This window comes from Kosakonia sp. LAM2021 (assembly GCF_016620385.1).
Classification (GTDB): Bacteria; Pseudomonadota; Gammaproteobacteria; order Enterobacterales; family Enterobacteriaceae; genus Kosakonia; species Kosakonia sacchari.
In genome coordinates this window covers 845,306-863,558 of sequence record NZ_JAENHT010000001.1, presented here as the reverse complement: position 1 = coordinate 863,558, position 18,253 = coordinate 845,306, and the positions used below count along the sequence as shown (strand labels likewise).

The 18,253-nt window shown below is 53.8% G+C and carries 17 protein-coding genes; 10 read left to right on the top strand and 7 right to left on the bottom strand.

Annotation, left to right across the window (positions count from 1 at the left end; genetic code table 11):
• The first annotated feature begins 21 nt into the window (after window positions 1-21).
• Both minD and minE read left to right on the top strand, forming a co-directional pair.
• Window positions 22-834 carry a septum site-determining protein MinD gene (minD, locus tag JKP81_RS04105; RefSeq protein WP_200550679.1) on the top strand — a complete coding sequence of 271 codons (813 nt, stop codon included), beginning with the start codon at window positions 22-24 and terminating at the stop codon, window positions 832-834.
• A gap of 3 nt (window positions 835-837) precedes the next feature.
• Complete coding sequence (minE, locus tag JKP81_RS04100) at window positions 838-1,104, top strand: cell division topological specificity factor MinE (protein WP_017456990.1); 267 nt, start codon at window positions 838-840, stop codon at window positions 1,102-1,104.
• Window positions 1,105-1,194: 90 nt separating this feature from the next.
• Here minE and rnd read toward each other — a convergent pair whose 3' ends face one another.
• From rnd to JKP81_RS04075, 5 genes are all read right to left on the bottom strand, one after another.
• Window positions 1,195-2,322: a ribonuclease D gene (gene rnd / locus JKP81_RS04095; RefSeq protein WP_200550678.1), complete on the bottom strand. Its 1,128-nt coding sequence runs from the start codon at window positions 2,320-2,322 to the stop codon at window positions 1,195-1,197.
• A gap of 70 nt (window positions 2,323-2,392) precedes the next feature.
• Window positions 2,393-4,078 carry a long-chain-fatty-acid--CoA ligase FadD gene (gene fadD / locus JKP81_RS04090; RefSeq protein WP_200550677.1) on the bottom strand — a complete coding sequence of 562 codons (1,686 nt, stop codon included), beginning with the start codon at window positions 4,076-4,078 and terminating at the stop codon, window positions 2,393-2,395.
• A 206-nt stretch (window positions 4,079-4,284) separates the two neighbouring features.
• Window positions 4,285-4,878 (bottom strand): Slp family lipoprotein, encoded by a 594-nt coding sequence (locus JKP81_RS04085; protein ID WP_200550676.1) that lies wholly within the window; start codon window positions 4,876-4,878, stop codon window positions 4,285-4,287.
• Between the two features lie 36 nt (window positions 4,879-4,914).
• Complete coding sequence (gene tsaB, locus JKP81_RS04080) at window positions 4,915-5,610, bottom strand: tRNA (adenosine(37)-N6)-threonylcarbamoyltransferase complex dimerization subunit type 1 TsaB (RefSeq protein ID WP_200550675.1); 696 nt, start codon at window positions 5,608-5,610, stop codon at window positions 4,915-4,917.
• Between the two features lie 58 nt (window positions 5,611-5,668).
• A complete protein-coding gene (locus JKP81_RS04075) occupies window positions 5,669-7,579 on the bottom strand; it encodes an ATP-dependent DNA helicase (RefSeq protein WP_200550674.1) in 1,911 nt (636 codons plus the stop codon).
• A 113-nt stretch (window positions 7,580-7,692) separates the two neighbouring features.
• On the opposite strand from JKP81_RS04075, the gene JKP81_RS04070 reads away from it, so the two are divergent.
• On the top strand, window positions 7,693-8,037 hold the full coding sequence (locus JKP81_RS04070) for a RidA family protein (protein ID WP_200550673.1): 345 nt from the start codon (window positions 7,693-7,695) through the stop codon (window positions 8,035-8,037).
• Here JKP81_RS04070 and JKP81_RS04065 read toward each other — a convergent pair whose 3' ends face one another.
• Complete coding sequence (locus JKP81_RS04065; RefSeq protein ID WP_097399590.1) at window positions 8,038-8,220, bottom strand: YoaH family protein; 183 nt, start codon at window positions 8,218-8,220, stop codon at window positions 8,038-8,040.
• Between the two features lie 84 nt (window positions 8,221-8,304).
• On the opposite strand from JKP81_RS04065, the gene pabB reads away from it, so the two are divergent.
• The 4 genes from pabB to JKP81_RS04045 all read left to right on the top strand — a co-directional run bounded on the left by pabB (window position 8,305) and on the right by JKP81_RS04045 (window position 13,536).
• Window positions 8,305-9,657, top strand: coding sequence for an aminodeoxychorismate synthase component 1 (pabB, locus tag JKP81_RS04060; protein ID WP_200550672.1), 1,353 nt, complete (start codon window positions 8,305-8,307; stop codon window positions 9,655-9,657).
• Window positions 9,658-9,660: 3 nt separating this feature from the next.
• Entirely contained in the window at window positions 9,661-10,239 is a 579-nt protein-coding gene (locus tag JKP81_RS04055) for a CoA pyrophosphatase (protein WP_200550671.1), read from the top strand.
• Window positions 10,240-10,413: 174 nt separating this feature from the next.
• On the top strand, window positions 10,414-11,778 hold the full coding sequence (sdaA, locus tag JKP81_RS04050) for an L-serine ammonia-lyase (RefSeq protein WP_200550670.1): 1,365 nt from the start codon (window positions 10,414-10,416) through the stop codon (window positions 11,776-11,778).
• A gap of 159 nt (window positions 11,779-11,937) precedes the next feature.
• A complete protein-coding gene (locus tag JKP81_RS04045; protein ID WP_200550669.1) occupies window positions 11,938-13,536 on the top strand; it encodes an EAL domain-containing protein in 1,599 nt (532 codons plus the stop codon).
• 3 nt (window positions 13,537-13,539) lie between these two features.
• On the opposite strand, the gene yoaE is transcribed toward JKP81_RS04045, so the two are convergent.
• Window positions 13,540-15,099: a CNNM family cation transport protein YoaE gene (gene yoaE / locus JKP81_RS04040; RefSeq protein ID WP_200550668.1), complete on the bottom strand. Its 1,560-nt coding sequence runs from the start codon at window positions 15,097-15,099 to the stop codon at window positions 13,540-13,542.
• Window positions 15,100-15,556: 457 nt separating this feature from the next.
• Here yoaE and manX point away from each other — a divergent pair, with 457 nt between their 5' ends.
• The 3 genes from manX to JKP81_RS04025 all read left to right on the top strand — a co-directional run bounded on the left by manX (window position 15,557) and on the right by JKP81_RS04025 (window position 18,247).
• On the top strand, window positions 15,557-16,519 hold the full coding sequence (gene manX, locus JKP81_RS04035; protein ID WP_200550667.1) for a PTS mannose transporter subunit IIAB: 963 nt from the start codon (window positions 15,557-15,559) through the stop codon (window positions 16,517-16,519).
• Window positions 16,520-16,582: 63 nt separating this feature from the next.
• The gene (locus JKP81_RS04030) at window positions 16,583-17,383 is read left to right on the top strand and encodes a PTS mannose/fructose/sorbose transporter subunit IIC (RefSeq protein ID WP_200550666.1); all 801 of its coding nucleotides are present in this window, start codon (window positions 16,583-16,585) and stop codon (window positions 17,381-17,383) included.
• Between the two features lie 12 nt (window positions 17,384-17,395).
• A complete protein-coding gene (locus JKP81_RS04025; RefSeq protein WP_065368270.1) occupies window positions 17,396-18,247 on the top strand; it encodes a PTS mannose transporter subunit IID in 852 nt (283 codons plus the stop codon).
• Window positions 18,248-18,253 lie beyond the last annotated feature (6 nt).

The window sequence follows — 18,253 nt, the reverse complement described above, 5'->3', positions numbered from 1 at the left end:
CCCTTTTAACAAGGAACTCCTATGGCACGCATTATTGTTGTTACTTCGGGTAAAGGGGGCGTTGGCAAGACCACCTCCAGCGCGGCCATCGCTACTGGTTTAGCCCAGAAGGGCAAAAAGACCGTCGTTATCGACTTCGATATCGGCCTGCGTAACCTCGACCTGATTATGGGCTGCGAGCGCCGCGTGGTTTATGATTTCGTTAACGTTATTCAGGGCGATGCCACACTCAACCAGGCGTTAATCAAAGATAAACGCACTGAGAACCTCTACATTCTCCCGGCATCACAAACGCGTGACAAAGACGCTCTGACTCGCGAAGGCGTCGATAGGGTGCTGGAAGACCTGAAGAAAATGGACTTCGATTTTATCGTCTGCGACTCCCCGGCAGGCATTGAGACAGGCGCATTGATGGCGCTCTACTTCGCTGATGAAGCGATTATTACCACCAACCCGGAAGTCTCTTCCGTGCGCGACTCGGACCGAATTCTCGGTATTCTGGCGTCGAAATCCCGCCGCGCGGAAAATGGCGAAGAGCCGATTAAAGAGCATCTGCTGCTCACCCGTTATAACCCGGGTCGCGTAAACCGTGGTGACATGCTCAGCATGGAAGATGTGCTGGAAATCCTGCGTATCAAACTGATTGGCGTGATCCCGGAAGATCAATCGGTGTTACGTGCGTCAAACCAGGGTGAGCCGGTTATTTTGGATACCAATGCTGACGCCGGCAAAGCTTATGCCGATGCCGTGGAGCGTCTGCTGGGAGAAGATCGTCCTTTCCGCTTCATTGAAGAAGAGAAGAAAGGTTTCCTCAAACGCCTGTTCGGAGGATAAGTTATGGCATTACTCGACTTTTTTCTCTCCAGAAAAAAGAACACCGCTAGCATTGCGAAAGAACGTTTGCAGATTATTGTCGCAGAACGCCGTCGCAGCGATGCTGAACCGCATTATTTACCGCAACTGAAGCGGGACATTCTGGAAGTGATTTGCAAATATGTGCAAATCGATCCAGAAATGGTGTCGGTGCAACTGGAGCAAAAAGGGGATGATATTTCCATTCTGGAACTCAACGTCACCCTACCGGAAACCGAAGAGACAAAATAGATTCCCTCCCATGCAGGGATAAAAAAAGGCAGAATATTTTCTGCCTTTTTTATTTTATTCCTGCAAATAAGCTGTGTTTATTTACAGTATTTAACGCGGGTATTCCGCAAGTAATATTTTCAGCTGATCGGCCATCAATTCCCCGCGCCAGCCGCTAATTAATTCCGGTGACGAATTTTGCGGTTTCAATTTCCAGTGCCAGTTGAGTAATTGATTAATCTGCCGACGTGATGCCAGCAGCTCAGCGCTAATGTTCTGGCTTTCGCTGATGGACTGCACCAGCGCTTTGATAGCTTTAAACGCTTTACGATAACCCGGCATATCCATCAGGTTAAGCAGCGGCTCTGGCAGCGCCTCTTCCGGCAAGGCCTGCGCCTGCGCAACCAGCGCCAGCAGCGTTTTGCCATGGAAGCGGATTTCGCTCCCGGAAAGACCAATACTGTCCAGCTCGCCCATACTGCCAGGCATGTAACGCGCCACTGCCCACAGGTTCTCTTCACGCACCACAAAGTTGACGGCCAAATCGCGCTCACGCGCTTTGCGCAGGCGCCAGTCAGCAAGCAAACGCAGGCAAGCAAGCTGGCGCGTCCGCAATTGCCACGCGTTGGTAATTTCGCGCCACGCCTCTTCCGGGGCTAACATTTCCTGGCGGCGTTGCATCATCAGGCGACACTCATCCAGCGCAGCATCCAGCCTTCCTGCCTGATCGGTTTCCGCCAGCAATTTTCCGGCGATAGGCAGCAGATACCACACATCGGCGGCGGCGTAATCGCACTGACGCTCGGTCAGCGGACGCGCCAGCCAGTCAGTGCGGGATTCGCTCTTATCAATCACCAGCCCGGTAAACTCTTCCACCATCGCAGCAAAACCCCACGACATCGGGCGACCGCAGAACGCGGCGAGGATCTGCGTGTCAATCATCGGCTGTGGCTGTACGCCAAACGCATTGAGGAACACTTCCAGATCTTCACTTCCCGCATGCAAATATTTGGTCACGGCGGTGTTGATGAGCAAATCGCGAAACGGCGTCCAGTCGGTGATGGCCAGCGGATCAATCAGCGCCACATGTTCACCGTCATACAGCTGGATCAACCCCAGTTGCGGATAATAGGTGCGGGTGCGGACAAATTCGGTGTCCAGGGCAATCGCTGGAAATGCGCGGGCGGCTTCACATAACGCTGCCAGCGCATCGTTCGTCGTTATCATCTGGTAATTCACGTCATCTTCTCTTTAGTTGCGCCCATAAAAAACGCCGGCTTAACCGGCGTTAGGGGGACTCACGCATAGCTCAGGCGTTATTGTCCACTTTGCCACGCGCTTCGTCACGCAATTCTCGCCTTAAAATCTTGCCAACGTTCGATTTTGGCAGTTCATTGCGAAATTCAACCAGCTTCGGCACTTTATATCCGGTCAGTTGACGGCGACAGAAAGCGATCAGCGCCTCTTCGCTCAGAGAGGCGTCCTTTTTCACCACGAAAATCTTCACCGCTTCGCCGCTGTTTTCTGATGGTACACCAACAGCCGCCACTTCCTGCACGCCGGCATGTTGCATCACCACATCCTCGATTTCATTCGGATAGACATTAAAGCCGGAAACCAGAATCATATCTTTTTTGCGATCGACGATGCGCAGGAAGCCTTCGTCATCCATTACCGCAATATCGCCAGTATGCAGCCAGCCGTCGCGCAGGATCTCATCCGTGGCGTCCGGGCGCTGCCAGTATCCCAGCATCACCTGCGGCCCTTTCACGCACAGTTCACCCGGTTCGCCCGGTGCAACTTCATTGTTGTCGTCATCGACCAGTTTGGCTTCCGTTGAGGGAACCGGCAGGCCGATGCTACCGCTGTGGTAGTCAATATCGTGCGGATTCACACTGACCAGCGGCGCACATTCGGTCAGACCGTAACCTTCCAGCAGATACTGCCCGGTTAATTTCACCCACCGATCGGCAACCGCCTGCTGAACAGGCATCCCGCCGCCTGCGGAAAGGTGTAGCGAGGAGAAGTCCAGTTTGCGGAAATCTTCATTATTCAGCAACGCGTTGAACAGCGTGTTCACGCCGGTCATGGCCGTAAACGGATACTTGCCAAGCTCTTTCACCAGCCCCGGAATATCTCGCGGATTGGTGATCAACAAGTTTTGCCCGCCAAGCTCAATAAACAGCAGGCAGTTCATGGTCAGGGCGAAAATGTGGTACAGCGGCAACGCGGTCACCACCAGCTCTTTCCCGCGATGCAGCAGCGGCCCGTAAGTCGCGTTCACCTGTTCAAGGTTTGCCAGCATATTGCGGTGCGTCAGCATTGCCCCTTTTGCCACGCCGGTTGTACCGCCAGTGTATTGCAGGAAAGCAAGATCTTCGGCAACCACTTCAGGTTTGATGTACTGCATGCGGTAGCCGGCTTGCAGCGCCCGGCGAAAGGAGATCGCATCCGGCAGATGATACTTCGGCACCAACCGTTTCACGTATTTCACAACGAAGTTGACCAGCGTCCCTTTCGCCGGGGAAAGCTGGTCGCCCATGCGCGTCAAAATGACATGTCGCACCTGTGTTTTATCAACGACCTTTTCCAGCGTATGGGCGAAATTCGACACAATAACAATCGCGGCAGCACCGCTGTCATTAAGCTGGTGTTCCAGTTCACGCGGGGTATAAAGCGGGTTGACGTTCACCACAATCATCCCGGCGCGCAAGATACCAAACAGCGCCACCGGGTATTGCAGAAGATTCGGCATCATCAGCGCAACGCGGTCGCCTTTTTGCAGCCCCAGCCCCTGCTGTAAGTAAGCCGCAAACGCCCGGCTGCGCTCTTCAAGTTTACGGAACGTCATTACCTCGCCCATGTTGATAAACGCAGGCTGATCGGCATAACGCGCCGTGGAGTGTTCAAATAATTCAACCAGGGATTGATAACGGTCAGGATTGATCTCCGCCGGAACATCGGCGGGATACCGGTTTAGCCAAACCTTCTTCAATGCATCACCTCTAAAATGAGTATTCTTGGTCATCACAACCCCAGTTAATAAACAAGTCGTTAACATAATATTAACTCAGCGTACCAGTTTATTAATTAAGCGGATTGAAGGTTGCGAAGCGCGTCACTAATTATTTTTCTTATACAAAGCCCAATATAAAAAACAGCGGCTTAGCCGCTGTTTCGTTTTCTTGATAAAACAAGAAATTACTCTGTTACGACCGTCTCGACTCGCGCAGGTTCAGGCGGGAACCAGCCCCATCCACCGTACCCGCCATGCCACGCGCGCGGATGCGGTCCCGGCCCCCAGTACCAAGGGTCGATAGGCTGCGGCGGCAACATTACCTGCTGGGTTAATCGCCAGCGTTTGTAACCATTTGCCTGCATGACCATAAATTTATACGGTGCGTTGCCAATTTTGCCGTCTGCAGTACCGGTTATCGGGCCAACCACAGTCACCAGCTGATTGCGGAAATCGACCGGATCGAGAAAACCGTTTACATCAGCAAAAATTCGCCCAACGGATGGCTCGCCTAAAATAGGACGCGCGCCGCTATCGAGCGGTACGGCAGCGATCTCAAGCCGGGTTTTCCCCTGCTGATTCTGGATATCAACCACTTTACCGCCAAAGCGGGCTTCCTGACCGACATACAGCGACGGCGCACTCATCACCCGCACTAAATCATCTTGCGGCGTGGGACTGGTTCCTTTAATCGCGTCAGGCACAGAAACACAACCGCTTAATACCGCGATTGCCAGCCCCGCCAGCAATCCGCGCACAACCTTTTTTTGACCCGCCATGATGCGACTCCTTACCCCAGTAGATACTACTGAGATTCATTCCCGGCCAGGAAGTTTCTTCCATGCCACTTCGTTACGCAAATAAACCGGCTCGGCATGCTCGACAGCGACAGTTTTCTGCGCCGCCAGCAGTTGACGAGCGATGGGCAGCATATCTTCCGCAGCGGGCAATAAGATCTCGCCATCACGCAGGGTTGCCCTACTGTTGTTGCCCATCTCTGGCCATGCGGGCCAGCCAGTACCGACCATCGCCCACTCGCCATCCAACTGCTGCAAACGTTCAGTTACGGCTTGCGGTTTTAATACCGCTTCCGTCTCTTCGCCATGCCAGACGCCATTTTCATCGCGCTGATACTCTGCCCAGTAGACTTCGCCCATTCGTGCGTCAATCGCCGCCAGCACGCGGGTCGCGCCCGTTTTGCGCCACGCGCCCTGCGCCATTGTCGCCAGCGTTGACACGCCAATCATCGGCAGTTCAACGCCGAGCGCCAGCCCCTGCGCAATGCCAATGCCGATGCGCACACCGGTAAAACTCCCCGGGCCACGACCAAAAGCCAGTGCGTCCAGCTGTGTAAGTTTAAGTTCAGCATCGCCAAGCACATCCCTGACCAGCGGCAGGATGCGTTGCGTGTGTTCACGTGGGCAAAGTTCGAAGTGAGCGAAGGTCGTTCCATCGTTCCATAAGGCGACAGAACAAGCTTCTGTGGCAGTATCAATAGCCAGAATGCGCATGGGTATAGCGGTCCATGAAAAACAAAATGGCGCGCATCTTACCACAGTCCGCAGAAAATTACTCCGCCGGGGGAGAGGCGAGGAATTCAACCGCGCGGCGAATATCGCGGGTTCGCGGCGCAGGCGGCAGGCTGGCAAGAAACACAGCGCCATACGGGCGCATCACCAGACGGTTATCACAAATGACCAGCACGCCACGATCGTCAATATCACGAATCAGGCGCCCGACGCCTTGTTTGAGGGTAATAACCGCATCCGGCAATTGAACTTCATCAAACGGATCGCCTCCGCGCAGGCGGCAATCTTCCATCCGCGCTTTTAACAACGGATCTTCCGGAGACGTAAACGGCAGCTTATCAATAATGACCAGCGATAACGTGTCACCACGCACGTCCACCCCTTCCCAGAAACTGCTGGTTGCCACCAGTAACGCATTACCGGCATTCACAAATTGCTGTAACAGTTGCCCTTTGCTGGTTTCTCCCTGCAGCAATACAGGCAGGCTCATGGTGGCGCGAAATTGCTCGGCGAGATCACGCATCATGGCGTGCGAAGTGCACAGCATAAAGCAGCGGCCATTGTTGGCTTCAATCATTGGTCTGAGCATCGCCGCCAACTGACGTGCAGCGCCTGGCTGATTGGTCTGCGGAAGATTGCGCGGCACGCACAGCAATGCCTGGCGCTCATAATCAAAGGGGCTTGGCAGCAACAGCGATTGCGCCCCTTCAATACCAAGCCGCGCGGTAAAATGGTGCAGATCGTCATTCACCGAAAGCGTTGCGGAGGTGAAAATCCAGCTGCCCTTTTTCTGCGCCATCACCTCGGTAAACTTGTCCGCTACGGTCAGCGGCGTTAACGCCAGCGTGAAGTTGCGTGACGTGCATTCATACCAGTAGCTAAAGCCTGGCTGGTTGATCTCTTTGAGCCGTTTCAGCCTCGCACGGTATGTCGTTGCGCGTTCGAAAGCGGCATCCAACAGTGCGGAGCGGCCCAGCGACAGCTTCGCCACGTCGTAACAGAGTTCCAGTGCATCATCAAGCAACAACAACGCGCGTTGAATATGCGCATCCGCCAGCAGCTCGCGTAGGTTGCCGCGATAACCCGGCTCACCTAACTGCAGGCGAAAATCTTGTGTGCTTTGCGCCAGACGATCGGCGCACTTCTGTAACTGCGCGGTATCTTTCAGTTCGGTGCGATAGGCGATGGTGAAATCTTTTGCGAGATCAAGGAGCTGACGGCTGGAGAGCGACTGACCAAAATACTGGCTGGCGATATCGGGAAGCTGATGCGCTTCGTCAAAGATCATCACTTCGGCTTCCGGGATCAGCTCACCGAAACCGCTCTCTTTCACCACCATATCGGCAAGAAACAGATGATGGTTGACCACCACCACGTCGGCATCCATCGCTTTTTTACGCGCCTTGACCACGAAACAGTCTGTGTACATCGGGCAGTCGCTACCCAGACAGTTATCGTTGGTGCTGGTCACCAGCGGCCACGCCTGTGAATCTTCCGCCACACTGACGCAGGTACTGATGTCACCATCGGTGGTTTGGTTCGACCAGGAGCGCAGCAAAATAACATCGCTGAGGGTTTGTACAGGCAGATCGCCACCCGCCAGCGCTTGCTGTTCCAGACGTTCAATACAGAGGTAGTTGGAGCGCCCTTTCAGCAGCGCGGTACGTCCGGTGAATTCCAGCGCTTTGGCGACGGTGGGTAAATCGCGGCTGTAAAGCTGATCCTGCAAGGCTTTCGAACCGGTGGAAATAATCACTTTTTTCCCGGCGCGCAGCGCAGGCGCAAGGTAGGCGTAGGTTTTACCGGTACCGGTGCCCGCTTCCACCACCAGCGGCTGCGTGTTCTCAATCGCGTGTGTGACGGCTTGCGCCATCTGGCGCTGCGGTTCACGCGGTTTGAATCCCGCAATGGCTTTGGCTAATTGGCCGTCTGTTGCAAAATCGTCCGTCACACTACCCCCTGGTTAAATCGCCAGTGATTATGTCAGGGTGAGCGGATTTACGCCAGCCAGGTTTTTATGGCACTCTTGCCCGCGAATTCATGGCAAATAAGAAGGAACAGTTAATGACAATTGTGCGTATTGATGCGGCAGACCGCTGGTCTGATGTGGTTATCCATAACCAGACGCTTTACTACACTGGCGTGCCGGAAAACCTCGATGCCGATGCGTTTGAACAGACGGCCAATACGCTGGCGCAAATTGATGCGGTTCTGCTCAAGCAAGGTAGCGATAAAACGCGCATTCTTGATGCCACCATTTTTCTGGCCGATGGCGACGACTTCGCCGCCATGAATAAAGCGTGGGATACCTGGGTTGTTGCTGGCCATGCACCGGTGCGCTGCACCGTGCAGGCAAAACTGATGAATCCGCGTTATAAAGTGGAAATCAAAATCATCGCCGCGGTGTAATTACTCGTCATCTTCATCTTCAAAGCGCGCCACAATCCGTTCGCCGGTATGGCTGGCGCGTAACTCTTCAGCAACCTGCGCAATCGCCTGCCCGCTGCTCATGCCACCGGACATTAATTCCTGGATACGCTCTACCGCTTTTTGCTGCTGCTCGTGACTGAGGGAAGGTAAACCTGCAAACATTGTCAACTCCTGCTAAATTGTTGGCGCTAATTATTCCATGCGTCGGCACACTTCACCAGCGCAGACGCACATGAGTCAGGATCAATGAAGACGTTATCCCCCGCCGTTATTTCGCTGCCGTGGCGCCAGGACGCCGCCGAACACTACTTTGCCCCACTCAGCCACCAGCCCTGGGCCATGCTGTTGCATTCTGGCCATGCTGAACATCCGCACAATCGTTTTGATATTGTGGTTGCCGATCCGCTGGAAACGCTGACGACGCGCGGTGAGGCAACGACACTTAATGGTAGCGAGATATCTCAGGAAGATCCGCTACACCTGTTGCAACACCGTCTGGATGCTTACCCGTTTCGATGCGAACCTCATGCCGATCTGCCGTTTCAGGGCGGTGCGCTTGGGCTGTTTGGCTATGATTTAGGCCGCCGCTTCGAAAAACTGCCCGCGATTGCCGAACAGGACATTAGCATTGCGGATATGGCTGTCGGGATTTATGACTGGGCGCTGATTGTCGACCACCAGTTGCAGCGTGTGACGTTGCTCAGCCATAGCGATGTTAACGCCAGGCAGGCATGGCTACAGGCGCAAAGCGAACCGCAGCGCCAACCGTTTCGGCTGACATCCGCCTGGCAGGCCAATATGACGCGTGGCGAATATGGCGAAAAATTCCGACAGGTGCAGGCGTGGTTACACAGCGGCGACTGCTACCAGGTCAACCTGGCGCAACGATTTGCTGCGGACTATTGCGGGGATGAGTGGCTGGCGTTTACCCAACTTAACCGTGAAAACCGCGCGCCGTTCAGCGCTTTTTTGCGCCTTGAACACGGCGTGATCCTGAGCCTGTCGCCGGAGCGCTTTATTCGCCTTGAACGCGACAATATCGAAACACGCCCGATTAAAGGCACATTGCCAAGGCTTGCCGACCCGCAGGCAGATGCACAACAAGCGCAGAAACTCGCCGCCTCAGCGAAAGACCAGGCCGAAAACCTGATGATTGTTGATTTGATGCGTAACGATATCGGTCGCGTGGCGACACCGGGTTCGGTGCGCGTGCCGGAACTTTTCGTCGTCGAACCTTTTCCTGCCGTGCACCATTTGGTCAGCACCGTAACGGCAAAATTGCCAGCCGGACGACATGCCAGCGATCTGCTGCGCGCGGCGTTTCCAGGCGGCTCAATCACCGGCGCACCGAAAGTGCGGGCGATGGAAATTATCGATGAACTTGAACCGCAGCGGCGTAACGCCTGGTGTGGCTCGATTGGCTATCTCAGTTTCTGCGGGAACATGGATACCAGCATCACCATTCGCACCCTCAGCGCCTGTGCAGGAAAAATTTACTGTTCCGCAGGCGGCGGTATTGTGGCCGACAGCCAGGAAGAGGCGGAGTATCAGGAAACTTTTGATAAAGTTAACCGTATCCTGCGGCAACTGGAGAGATGATTCGTGGAGCAACCGGCTTTAACTCTGGATGATTTTTTATCGCGTTTTCAGCTTTTACGCCCGCAACTCAACCCGGCGGTGGCGAATACACGTCAGGCAGCGGTGCTGGTGCCGGTGGTGCGCCGTGAGCAGCCCGGCTTATTACTCACCCAACGCTCGCCTCTGCTTCGCAAGCACGCGGGTCAGGTGGCGTTCCCCGGTGGCGCGGTTGACAGCACGGATGCCTCGCTAATCGCTGCGGCGCTGCGTGAGGCGCAGGAAGAAGTCGCCATTCCGCCCGAGGTCGTTGAAGTGATTGGGGTTTTACCGCCGGTTGATAGCGTGACCGGTTTTCAGGTTACGCCGATAGTGGGCATAATTCCGCCGGATTTGCCCTATCACGCCAGTGAAGATGAAGTGGCGGCGGTGTTTGAAATGCCGCTGGCCGAAGCACTGCGTCTTGGTCGCTATCATCCGCTGGATATCCACCGCCACGGCAATGCGCATCGGGTGTGGTTATCCTGGTATCAGCATTATTTTGTCTGGGGCATGACAGCGGGAATTATTCGCTCGCTGGCGCTGCAAATTGGGCGCAGACCTTGACTATACTTTACACATAGCACTTTTGTGACAGCGTACGCGCTATTAGTAAAATCAGGGTTAGCCATTAGTTTAATTCATGTGAATAGTTAAGCTGATGATGGCCTTCCCTCTTACACTATGCGCAGTTATTACATCGTTACTGGAAACGCCGGTAACCCTGTCAGGAGCGTTAATGTGATTAGTCTATTCGACATGTTTAAGGTGGGGATTGGTCCCTCATCCTCCCACACTGTAGGCCCGATGAAGGCCGGTAAGCAGTTCGTCGATGACCTAGTCGAAAAAGGATTGCTGGGTAACGTCACCCGTGTGGTGGTTGATGTGTACGGCTCGCTCTCCCTTACCGGGAAAGGTCACCATACCGATATCGCTATTATTATGGGACTGGCGGGCAACGAGCCGGCCACGGTCGATATCGATGCAATCCCGGGTTTTATCCGTGATGTGGAAAATCGTGGTCGTCTGCTGCTGGCGATGGGGCGTCATGAAGTCGATTTCCCGAAAGATGACGGGATGCGTTTTCACAGCGATAACCTGTCGCTGCATGAAAACGGCATGCGCATCACTGCGCTGAATGGCGAAAACGCTATTTACAGCAAAACCTACTATTCCATCGGCGGGGGTTTTATCGTCGATGAAGAGCATTTTGGTAAAGAGACCACCAGCGCGGTCAATGTCCCTTATCCGTTCAATTCCGCAACCCAGATGCTGGAGTATTGCAAAGAAACCGGTTTGTCGCTTTCTGGCATGGTGATGCAGAACGAGCTGGCATTGCACTCGAAAAAAGAGATTGAAGAGTATTTCGGTAATGTCTGGTCAACCATGCGCGCCTGTATCGATCGCGGCATGAATACAGAAGGCGTGCTGCCGGGGCCACTGCGCGTTCCGCGCCGCGCTTCCGCGCTGCGTCGTATGTTGGTATCCAGTGATAAGCTCTCCAGCGATCCGATGAACGTTATCGACTGGGTGAATATGTTTGCGCTGGCGGTTAACGAAGAAAACGCCGCCGGTGGCCGCGTGGTAACTGCGCCAACTAACGGTGCCTGCGGTATCGTTCCGGCTGTACTGGCCTATTACGACCACTTTATCGAATCCGTCAGCCCGGATATTTATATCCGCTATTTCCTCGCCGCTGGTGCCATCGGCGCATTGTACAAAATGAACGCCTCCATTTCTGGTGCCGAAGTTGGCTGCCAGGGCGAAGTGGGCGTTGCCTGTTCGATGGCGGCGGCGGGCCTGGCAGAACTGCTGGGCGCCAGCCCGGAACAGGTCTGCGTGGCGGCGGAAATTGGCATGGAACACAACCTCGGTCTGACCTGTGACCCGGTGGCCGGTCAAGTGCAAGTACCGTGCATTGAGCGTAACGCCATTGCTTCGGTAAAAGCGATTAACGCCTCGCGCATGGCGATGCGCCGTACCAGCGCGCCACGTGTCTCGCTCGATAAAGTGATCGAAACAATGTATGAGACCGGCAAAGATATGAACGCCAAATACCGTGAAACATCGCGTGGCGGGCTTGCCATCAAAGTACAGTGTGATTAATTCTTGCTTATCAACGCCGTTCAGCCGAACGGCGTTTTTTTAACTTTTGCTGCAGTTGAGTGATCTTTCACCGATTTATCGTCGCTCCGCTAATTCCCCACTACACTTTGAGTGTTCTGGCATGGAAATCAGGTCAGGGATTTTACAGGCGGCAGCGGCATGCAGACGGCTCAACGGATCATAAAAAGTTACCGACGACGGCGCGCCATTGTTTGCGTGCTGGTTGGCGCTGTCGCACTATTTTTGACCCTGACGTTTCGCTTTATTTCGGAGCGTAATTTAAATCATCAGCGTGTTTACGCCTTTACCAACCACGCGGTCAAAACCCTTGAACGATTGATGCTGCCGCTGGAAGCGGGTCGCAGTGTGCTGGTTCCTCTGGTTGGCATCCCCTGTAGCGATATTCATCTGCAACTTCGCAAGCTGGCAGCAAGCCTGCAAACCGTGCGATCTATCGGCCTGATTCAAAACGGAACGCTCTATTGTTCGAGCATCTTTGGCCAGCGTGATGTTGGCATTCACCAGCTTCAGCCCTCGCTGCCTTCACGTTCGCAAAAACTGGTGCTCACCACTGACCAGTCACTGTTAAAAGATCGCCCTATTTTGATCATGTGGTATCCCACCAGTGAAGACGGGCAAAGTGGCGTTATGGAAGCGGTAAATATTGAGTTGCTGAGTAATTTAATGCTGGAGCCGCAGGTGCCATTAATTACCAGCGTTAGCCTCAGCGTAGGCGGCAAACATCTGGTCGAAGGCAAAGGTGTGCTGGATAACTTACCACCGCTGGAAAACGAAAAGCGTTACCAACGTACTTCTGCCCATTTTCCTTTTACCATCAGCGTTACCGGGCCGGGTTCTACGCGGCTGGCGCTGTGGCATTTGCCCTCGCAGTTGCCTCTGGCGCTAATGATGAGTTTATTGACCGGTTTTATTGCCTGGTTTGCCACCGCCAACCGCATGAGCTTTTCCCGCGAGATAAATCTCGGGCTTGCCGGGCATGAGTTTGAGCTGTTTTGCCAGCCATTGCTCCATGCAAACAACATGCAGTGTGCGGGCGTCGAAATTTTGTTGCGCTGGCACAACCCACGCCAGGGGTGGATTTCGCCGGAGATATTTATCCCGATTGCCGAAGAGCAGCATCTGATTGCCCCGCTGACACGTTATGTGTTGGCTGAGACCCAGCGTCAACTCGCACTCTTTCCTGCTGATCCTCACTTTCATATCGGCATCAACGCTGCACCAAGCCATTTGCGCCACGGTGAATTGTTAAAAGATCTCGTCCAGCTCTGGTTTAACAAAAATCCCGCCCAGCAGTTAACCATTGAACTCACCGAGCGCGATGCGTTGCTGGATGTCGAATCCCGTATGCTGCGTGAACTTCATCGCCATGGCGCAAAGATAGCCATTGATGATTTCGGTACGGGTAATAGCTCGCTTTCGTGGCTCGAGAAATTACATCCGGACATCCTGAAAATTGATAAGTCTTATACCGCGGCTATCGGTACGGATGCGGTGAATTCAACGGTGACCGATATGATTATCGCGCTCGGCCAACGGCTGAATATCGAGCTGGTCGCGGAAGGTGTGGAGACAACGCAACAAGCGCTGTATTTACGTCAACAGGGTGTGCATATGTTGCAGGGGTTTCTTTTTGCAGCACCGATGCCAGTGAAAGATTTTCCGGCCTGGCTGGCGGGGAATATCTCCCCGCCGCCGGAGCGGCATAACGGCCATGTCGCGCCGTTAATGCCGGGATAACGATTACTCTTCTTCGTCGTGAGCAGGTTGCTCTTTAACAATACGGACCAGATCAACACGGTAATCGTTGGCTTCAATCACGGTGATATGCAACGGTGCCATTTCGAAGGTTTCGCCCACTGGCGGGATTTGCCCCCGTGCGGCTATCACCAGGCCGGCTACAGTGGCAATGTCTTCGTCTTCATCAATGAAGTTGTCCAGACCCAGCGTGTGTTGCAGCGCATGTAAGTCCGTGGTGCCTTTGACCAGCCAGCCGTCACCATCGGCAATGATTTCTGGCGTTTCATCCGCGTCCGGGAATTCACCGGCGATAGCCTCCAGTACGTCCAGCGGCGTTACAAGCCCTTGCACGACACCGAACTCATTGGTAACGATAACGAAACTCCCGCGTGCCCGGCGCAATACGGCCAGCAGCTTAATCGGATCCAGGGTTTCCGGCACAACAATCGCTGGCGTTGCCGCAGCGATGGCGGCGACATCTACGCCCTCTTCCAGCGCGACCAGTATCTCTTTCGCACGCACAATGCCGATAACTTCATCCAGCTCGCCACGGCAAACCGGGAACAGGCTGTGCGGCGAGGACAACAGCTGTTGGCGGATCTGTTCAACGCCGAGATTTGCATCCACCCAACTGATATCACCCCGAGGCGTCATAATGCTGCGAAGCGAGCGTGAGGCCAGCGTTAATACGCCGTTAATCATATAACGCTCTTCTTCCGCAAACGCCCCTTCCGGCACCGGTACGGAGGCCTGGCTATCCGCTTCAATTTGCGGGTTCGACTGGCGGCGGCCGCCCATCAAACGCACGATGGCATCAGCCGTACGGGCGCGCAGCGGCAGATGCGACTGATGACGAATAAAGTTCCGGCGCGCAATCTGGTTAAAGAACTCAATGATGATGGAGAAACCAATCGCCGCGTACAGGTAACCTTTCGGAATATGGAAGCCAAAACCTTCGGCCACCAGGCTCAAACCAATCATCAGCAGGAAGCTCAGACAGAGCACGACCACCGTGGGATGTTGGTTCACAAAACGCGTCAGTGGTTTTGACGCCAGCAACATCACCGCCATGGCAATAACGACAGCCGCCATCATTACCGGCAGATGATTGACCATGCCGACTGCGGTAATGACCGCATCGAGTGAGAACACCGCGTCAAGAATAACGATCTGCACGACGACCACCCAGAAGCTGGCGTAGCCTTTGCCGTGCCCGCTGTCATGTTCGCGGTTTTCCAGCCGTTCATGCAGCTCCGTCGTCGCCTTGAACAACAGGAACACACCGCCGAATAACATAATCAGATCGCGCCCGGAGAAGGTGAAATCCCAGACGGAAAAAAGCGGTTGTGTCAGCGTGACCATCCACGAGATCAGCGACAACAGCCCCAGTCGCATCACCAACGCGAGCGACAGGCCAATGAGACGCGCTTTATCACGCTGTTTCGGCGGCAGTTTGTCGGCAAGGATGGCAATAAACACCAGGTTGTCGATACCGAGAACAATTTCCAGAACAACCAGCGTCAATAATCCCGCCCAAATCGAGGGATCCATTAAGAATTCCATGACAGGCTCCTGAGAAGATATGCGTTATTCAGTATGCGGAAATGCACAAATATGACATTGAACGTCGTTGGGAAATGGCGGAAAACGCCGGGCTGCGTGGCACGAGAAGGCCAACAAGTGAACTGACGTCGGTGACGATCCATACGGTGGGCTGCTGCCCTATACTCCTGACTAATTAAACGGAGGATAAACATATCAGAGAGACTTTGAAATTTGCAAAGATTTACCGGAATTTGCAATTTGTGTGGATATTTTGCGCTTCGAAATTTCACGAAGAGGAAACCTAAATTACGGATCTTCATCACATAAATTATTTTTTCACTATCTAAAATAATTCCCGAAAGTCATAGGTGTTCTCTTTAACCCTTATCTGAATCGATTCGGTTTACCGTTACCGGGACAGATTCACAATACATCAATTAATGGTGTGTTAACGACAAGAAGAAGGAGGTAGCAAGTGACCATTGCTATTGTTATAGGCACACATGGTTGGGCTGCGGAACAGTTGCTCAAAACCGCCGAGATGCTGCTGGGCGAGCAGGAGAACGTCGGTTGGATTGATTTTGTTCCCGGTGAAAATGCGGAAACGTTGATCGAAAAGTACAACGCACAGCTGGCGAAGCTGGATATCGGCAAAGGTGTGCTGTTTCTCGTCGATACATGGGGCGGCAGCCCGTTTAACGCTGCCAGCCGCATTGTCGTCGATAAAGAGCATTATGAAGTCATTGCTGGCGTCAATATTCCGATGCTGGTGGAAACACTGATGGCCCGGGATGACAACCCGACGTTTGACGAACTGGTGGCACTGGCGGTGGAGACCGGACGTGAAGGCGTGAAAGCGCTAAAAGCACAACCGGTGGCAAAACCCACACCTGCTCCTGTGGCACCGAAAGCGGCAGCACCTGCCAAACCAATGGGACCTAATGATTATATGGTTATCGGCCTTGCCCGTATCGATGACCGTCTAATCCATGGCCAGGTGGCTACCCGCTGGACAAAAGAGACTAACGTTACGCGTATTATCGTCGTGAGCGACGAAGTGGCAGCAGATAATGTTCGTAAAACTCTGCTGACTCAGGTTGCGCCTCCAGGTGTGACGGCACATGTCGTTGATGTCGCCAAAATGGTGCGTGTGTATAACAACCCTAAATACGCGGGCGAGCGCGTGATGCTGTTGTTCACCAACCCGACGGATGTGCTGCGCGTCGTTGAAGAGGGGGTAAAAATCACCACCGTCAACATTGGCGGTATGGCTTATCGTCAGGGTAAAACCCAGGTGAATAACGCGGTTTCGGTGGACGAGAAAGATATTGCCGCATTCAAGAAATTGAACGAACGCAATATTGAGCTGGAAGTCCGCAAAGTTTCAAACGATCCGAAACTGAAAATGATGGATTTAATCAGCAAAGTGGCGAAATAACCGCGGCGGCCTGATTGACTCAGTTTTCACACTTACGTCTGATTTAGCTATAGGAGAAGTACAATGGAGATTACCACTCTTCAGATTGTGCTGGTGTTCGTCGTCGCGTGTATTGCCGGTATGGAGTCGATACTCGATGAATTCCAGTTCCACCGTCCGTTGGTGGCATGTACGCTGGTGGGCATCGTTCTGGGTGATATGAAAACCGGTATCATTATCGGCGGTACGCTGGAAATGATTGCTCTGGGCTGGATGAACATCGGCGCGGCGGTCGCACCCGATGCGGCGCTGGCGTCGATTATCTCGACCATTCTGGTCATTGGCGGTCATCAGAGCATTGGTGCCGGTATTGCACTGGCCATTCCTCTGGCGGCGGCAGGCCAGGTTCTGACCATTATTGTTCGTACCATTACCGTCGGCTTCCAGCATGCTGCGGATAAGGCAGCCGAAACTGGCAACCTGACGGCGCTTTCCTGGATCCACGTCTCTTCACTGTTCCTGCAAGCTATGCGTATCGCTATCCCGGCAGTCATTGTCGCTATCTCCGTCGGTACCAGTGAAGTTCAGGGCATGCTGAACGCCATTCCTGAAGTAGTGACCAGCGGTCTGAATATCGCCGGTGGTATGATCGTGGTGGTAGGTTATGCGATGGTCATCAATATGATGCGCGCAGGCTACCTGATGCCGTTCTTCTACCTCGGCTTCGTGACGGCGGCATTCACCAATTTCAACCTCGTCTCGCTGGGTGTTATCGGTGCAGTTATGGCGATTCTCTACATTCAGCTCAGCCCGAAATATAACCGTTCAGCAGGCGGCGCTGCTCCGGCTGCGGGTTCCAACGATCTTGATAACGAACTGGATTAACAGGTGAACGACATGGTTGATATGACAAAAACTCCGACTGAGAAAAAACTCACCCAGAGTGACATTCGTGGCGTGTTCCTGCGTTCTAACCTGTTCCAGGGATCATGGAACTTCGAACGTATGCAGGCATTGGGCTTCTGCTTCTCGATGGTGCCGGCGATTAAACGTTTGTACCCGGAAAACAACGAAGCGCGCCGTCAGGCCATTAAACGTCACCTGGAGTTCTTTAACACCCATCCATACGTCGCGGCGCCGGTACTGGGCGTTACGCTGGCGATGGAAGAGCAGCGTGCAAACGGCGCAGAGATTGACGATGGTGCGATTAACGGCATCAAAGTTGGTCTGATGGGGCCGCTGGCAGGCGTCGGCGACCCGATTTTCTGGGGTACGGTGCGCCCGGTATTTGCAGCACTCGGTGCAGGTATTGCCATGAGTGGTAGCCTGCTCGGGCCATTGCTGTTCTTCTTCTTATTTAATATTGTCCGCCTGGCAACACGTTATTACGGCGTGGCGTACGGCTACCGTAAAGGTATCGACATTGTTAAAGATATGGGCGGTGGTTTCCTGCAAAAACTGACCGAGGGGGCGTCAATTCTCGGCCTGTTTGTGATGGGTGCGCTGGTTAACAAGTGGACGCACGTGAACATTCCACTCGTGGTATCAGAAATTACCGATCAGACCGGTAAAACCAACGTCACGACCGTGCAAACCATTCTCGATCAGTTAATGCCTGGCCTGGTGCCGCTGCTGCTGACTTTCGCCTGCATGTGGTTGCTGCGTAAGAAAGTTAACCCGCTGTGGATCATCGTTGGCTTCTTTGTCATCGGGATTGTAGGTTACGCCATTGGTCTTCTGGGTCTTTAATGTGTG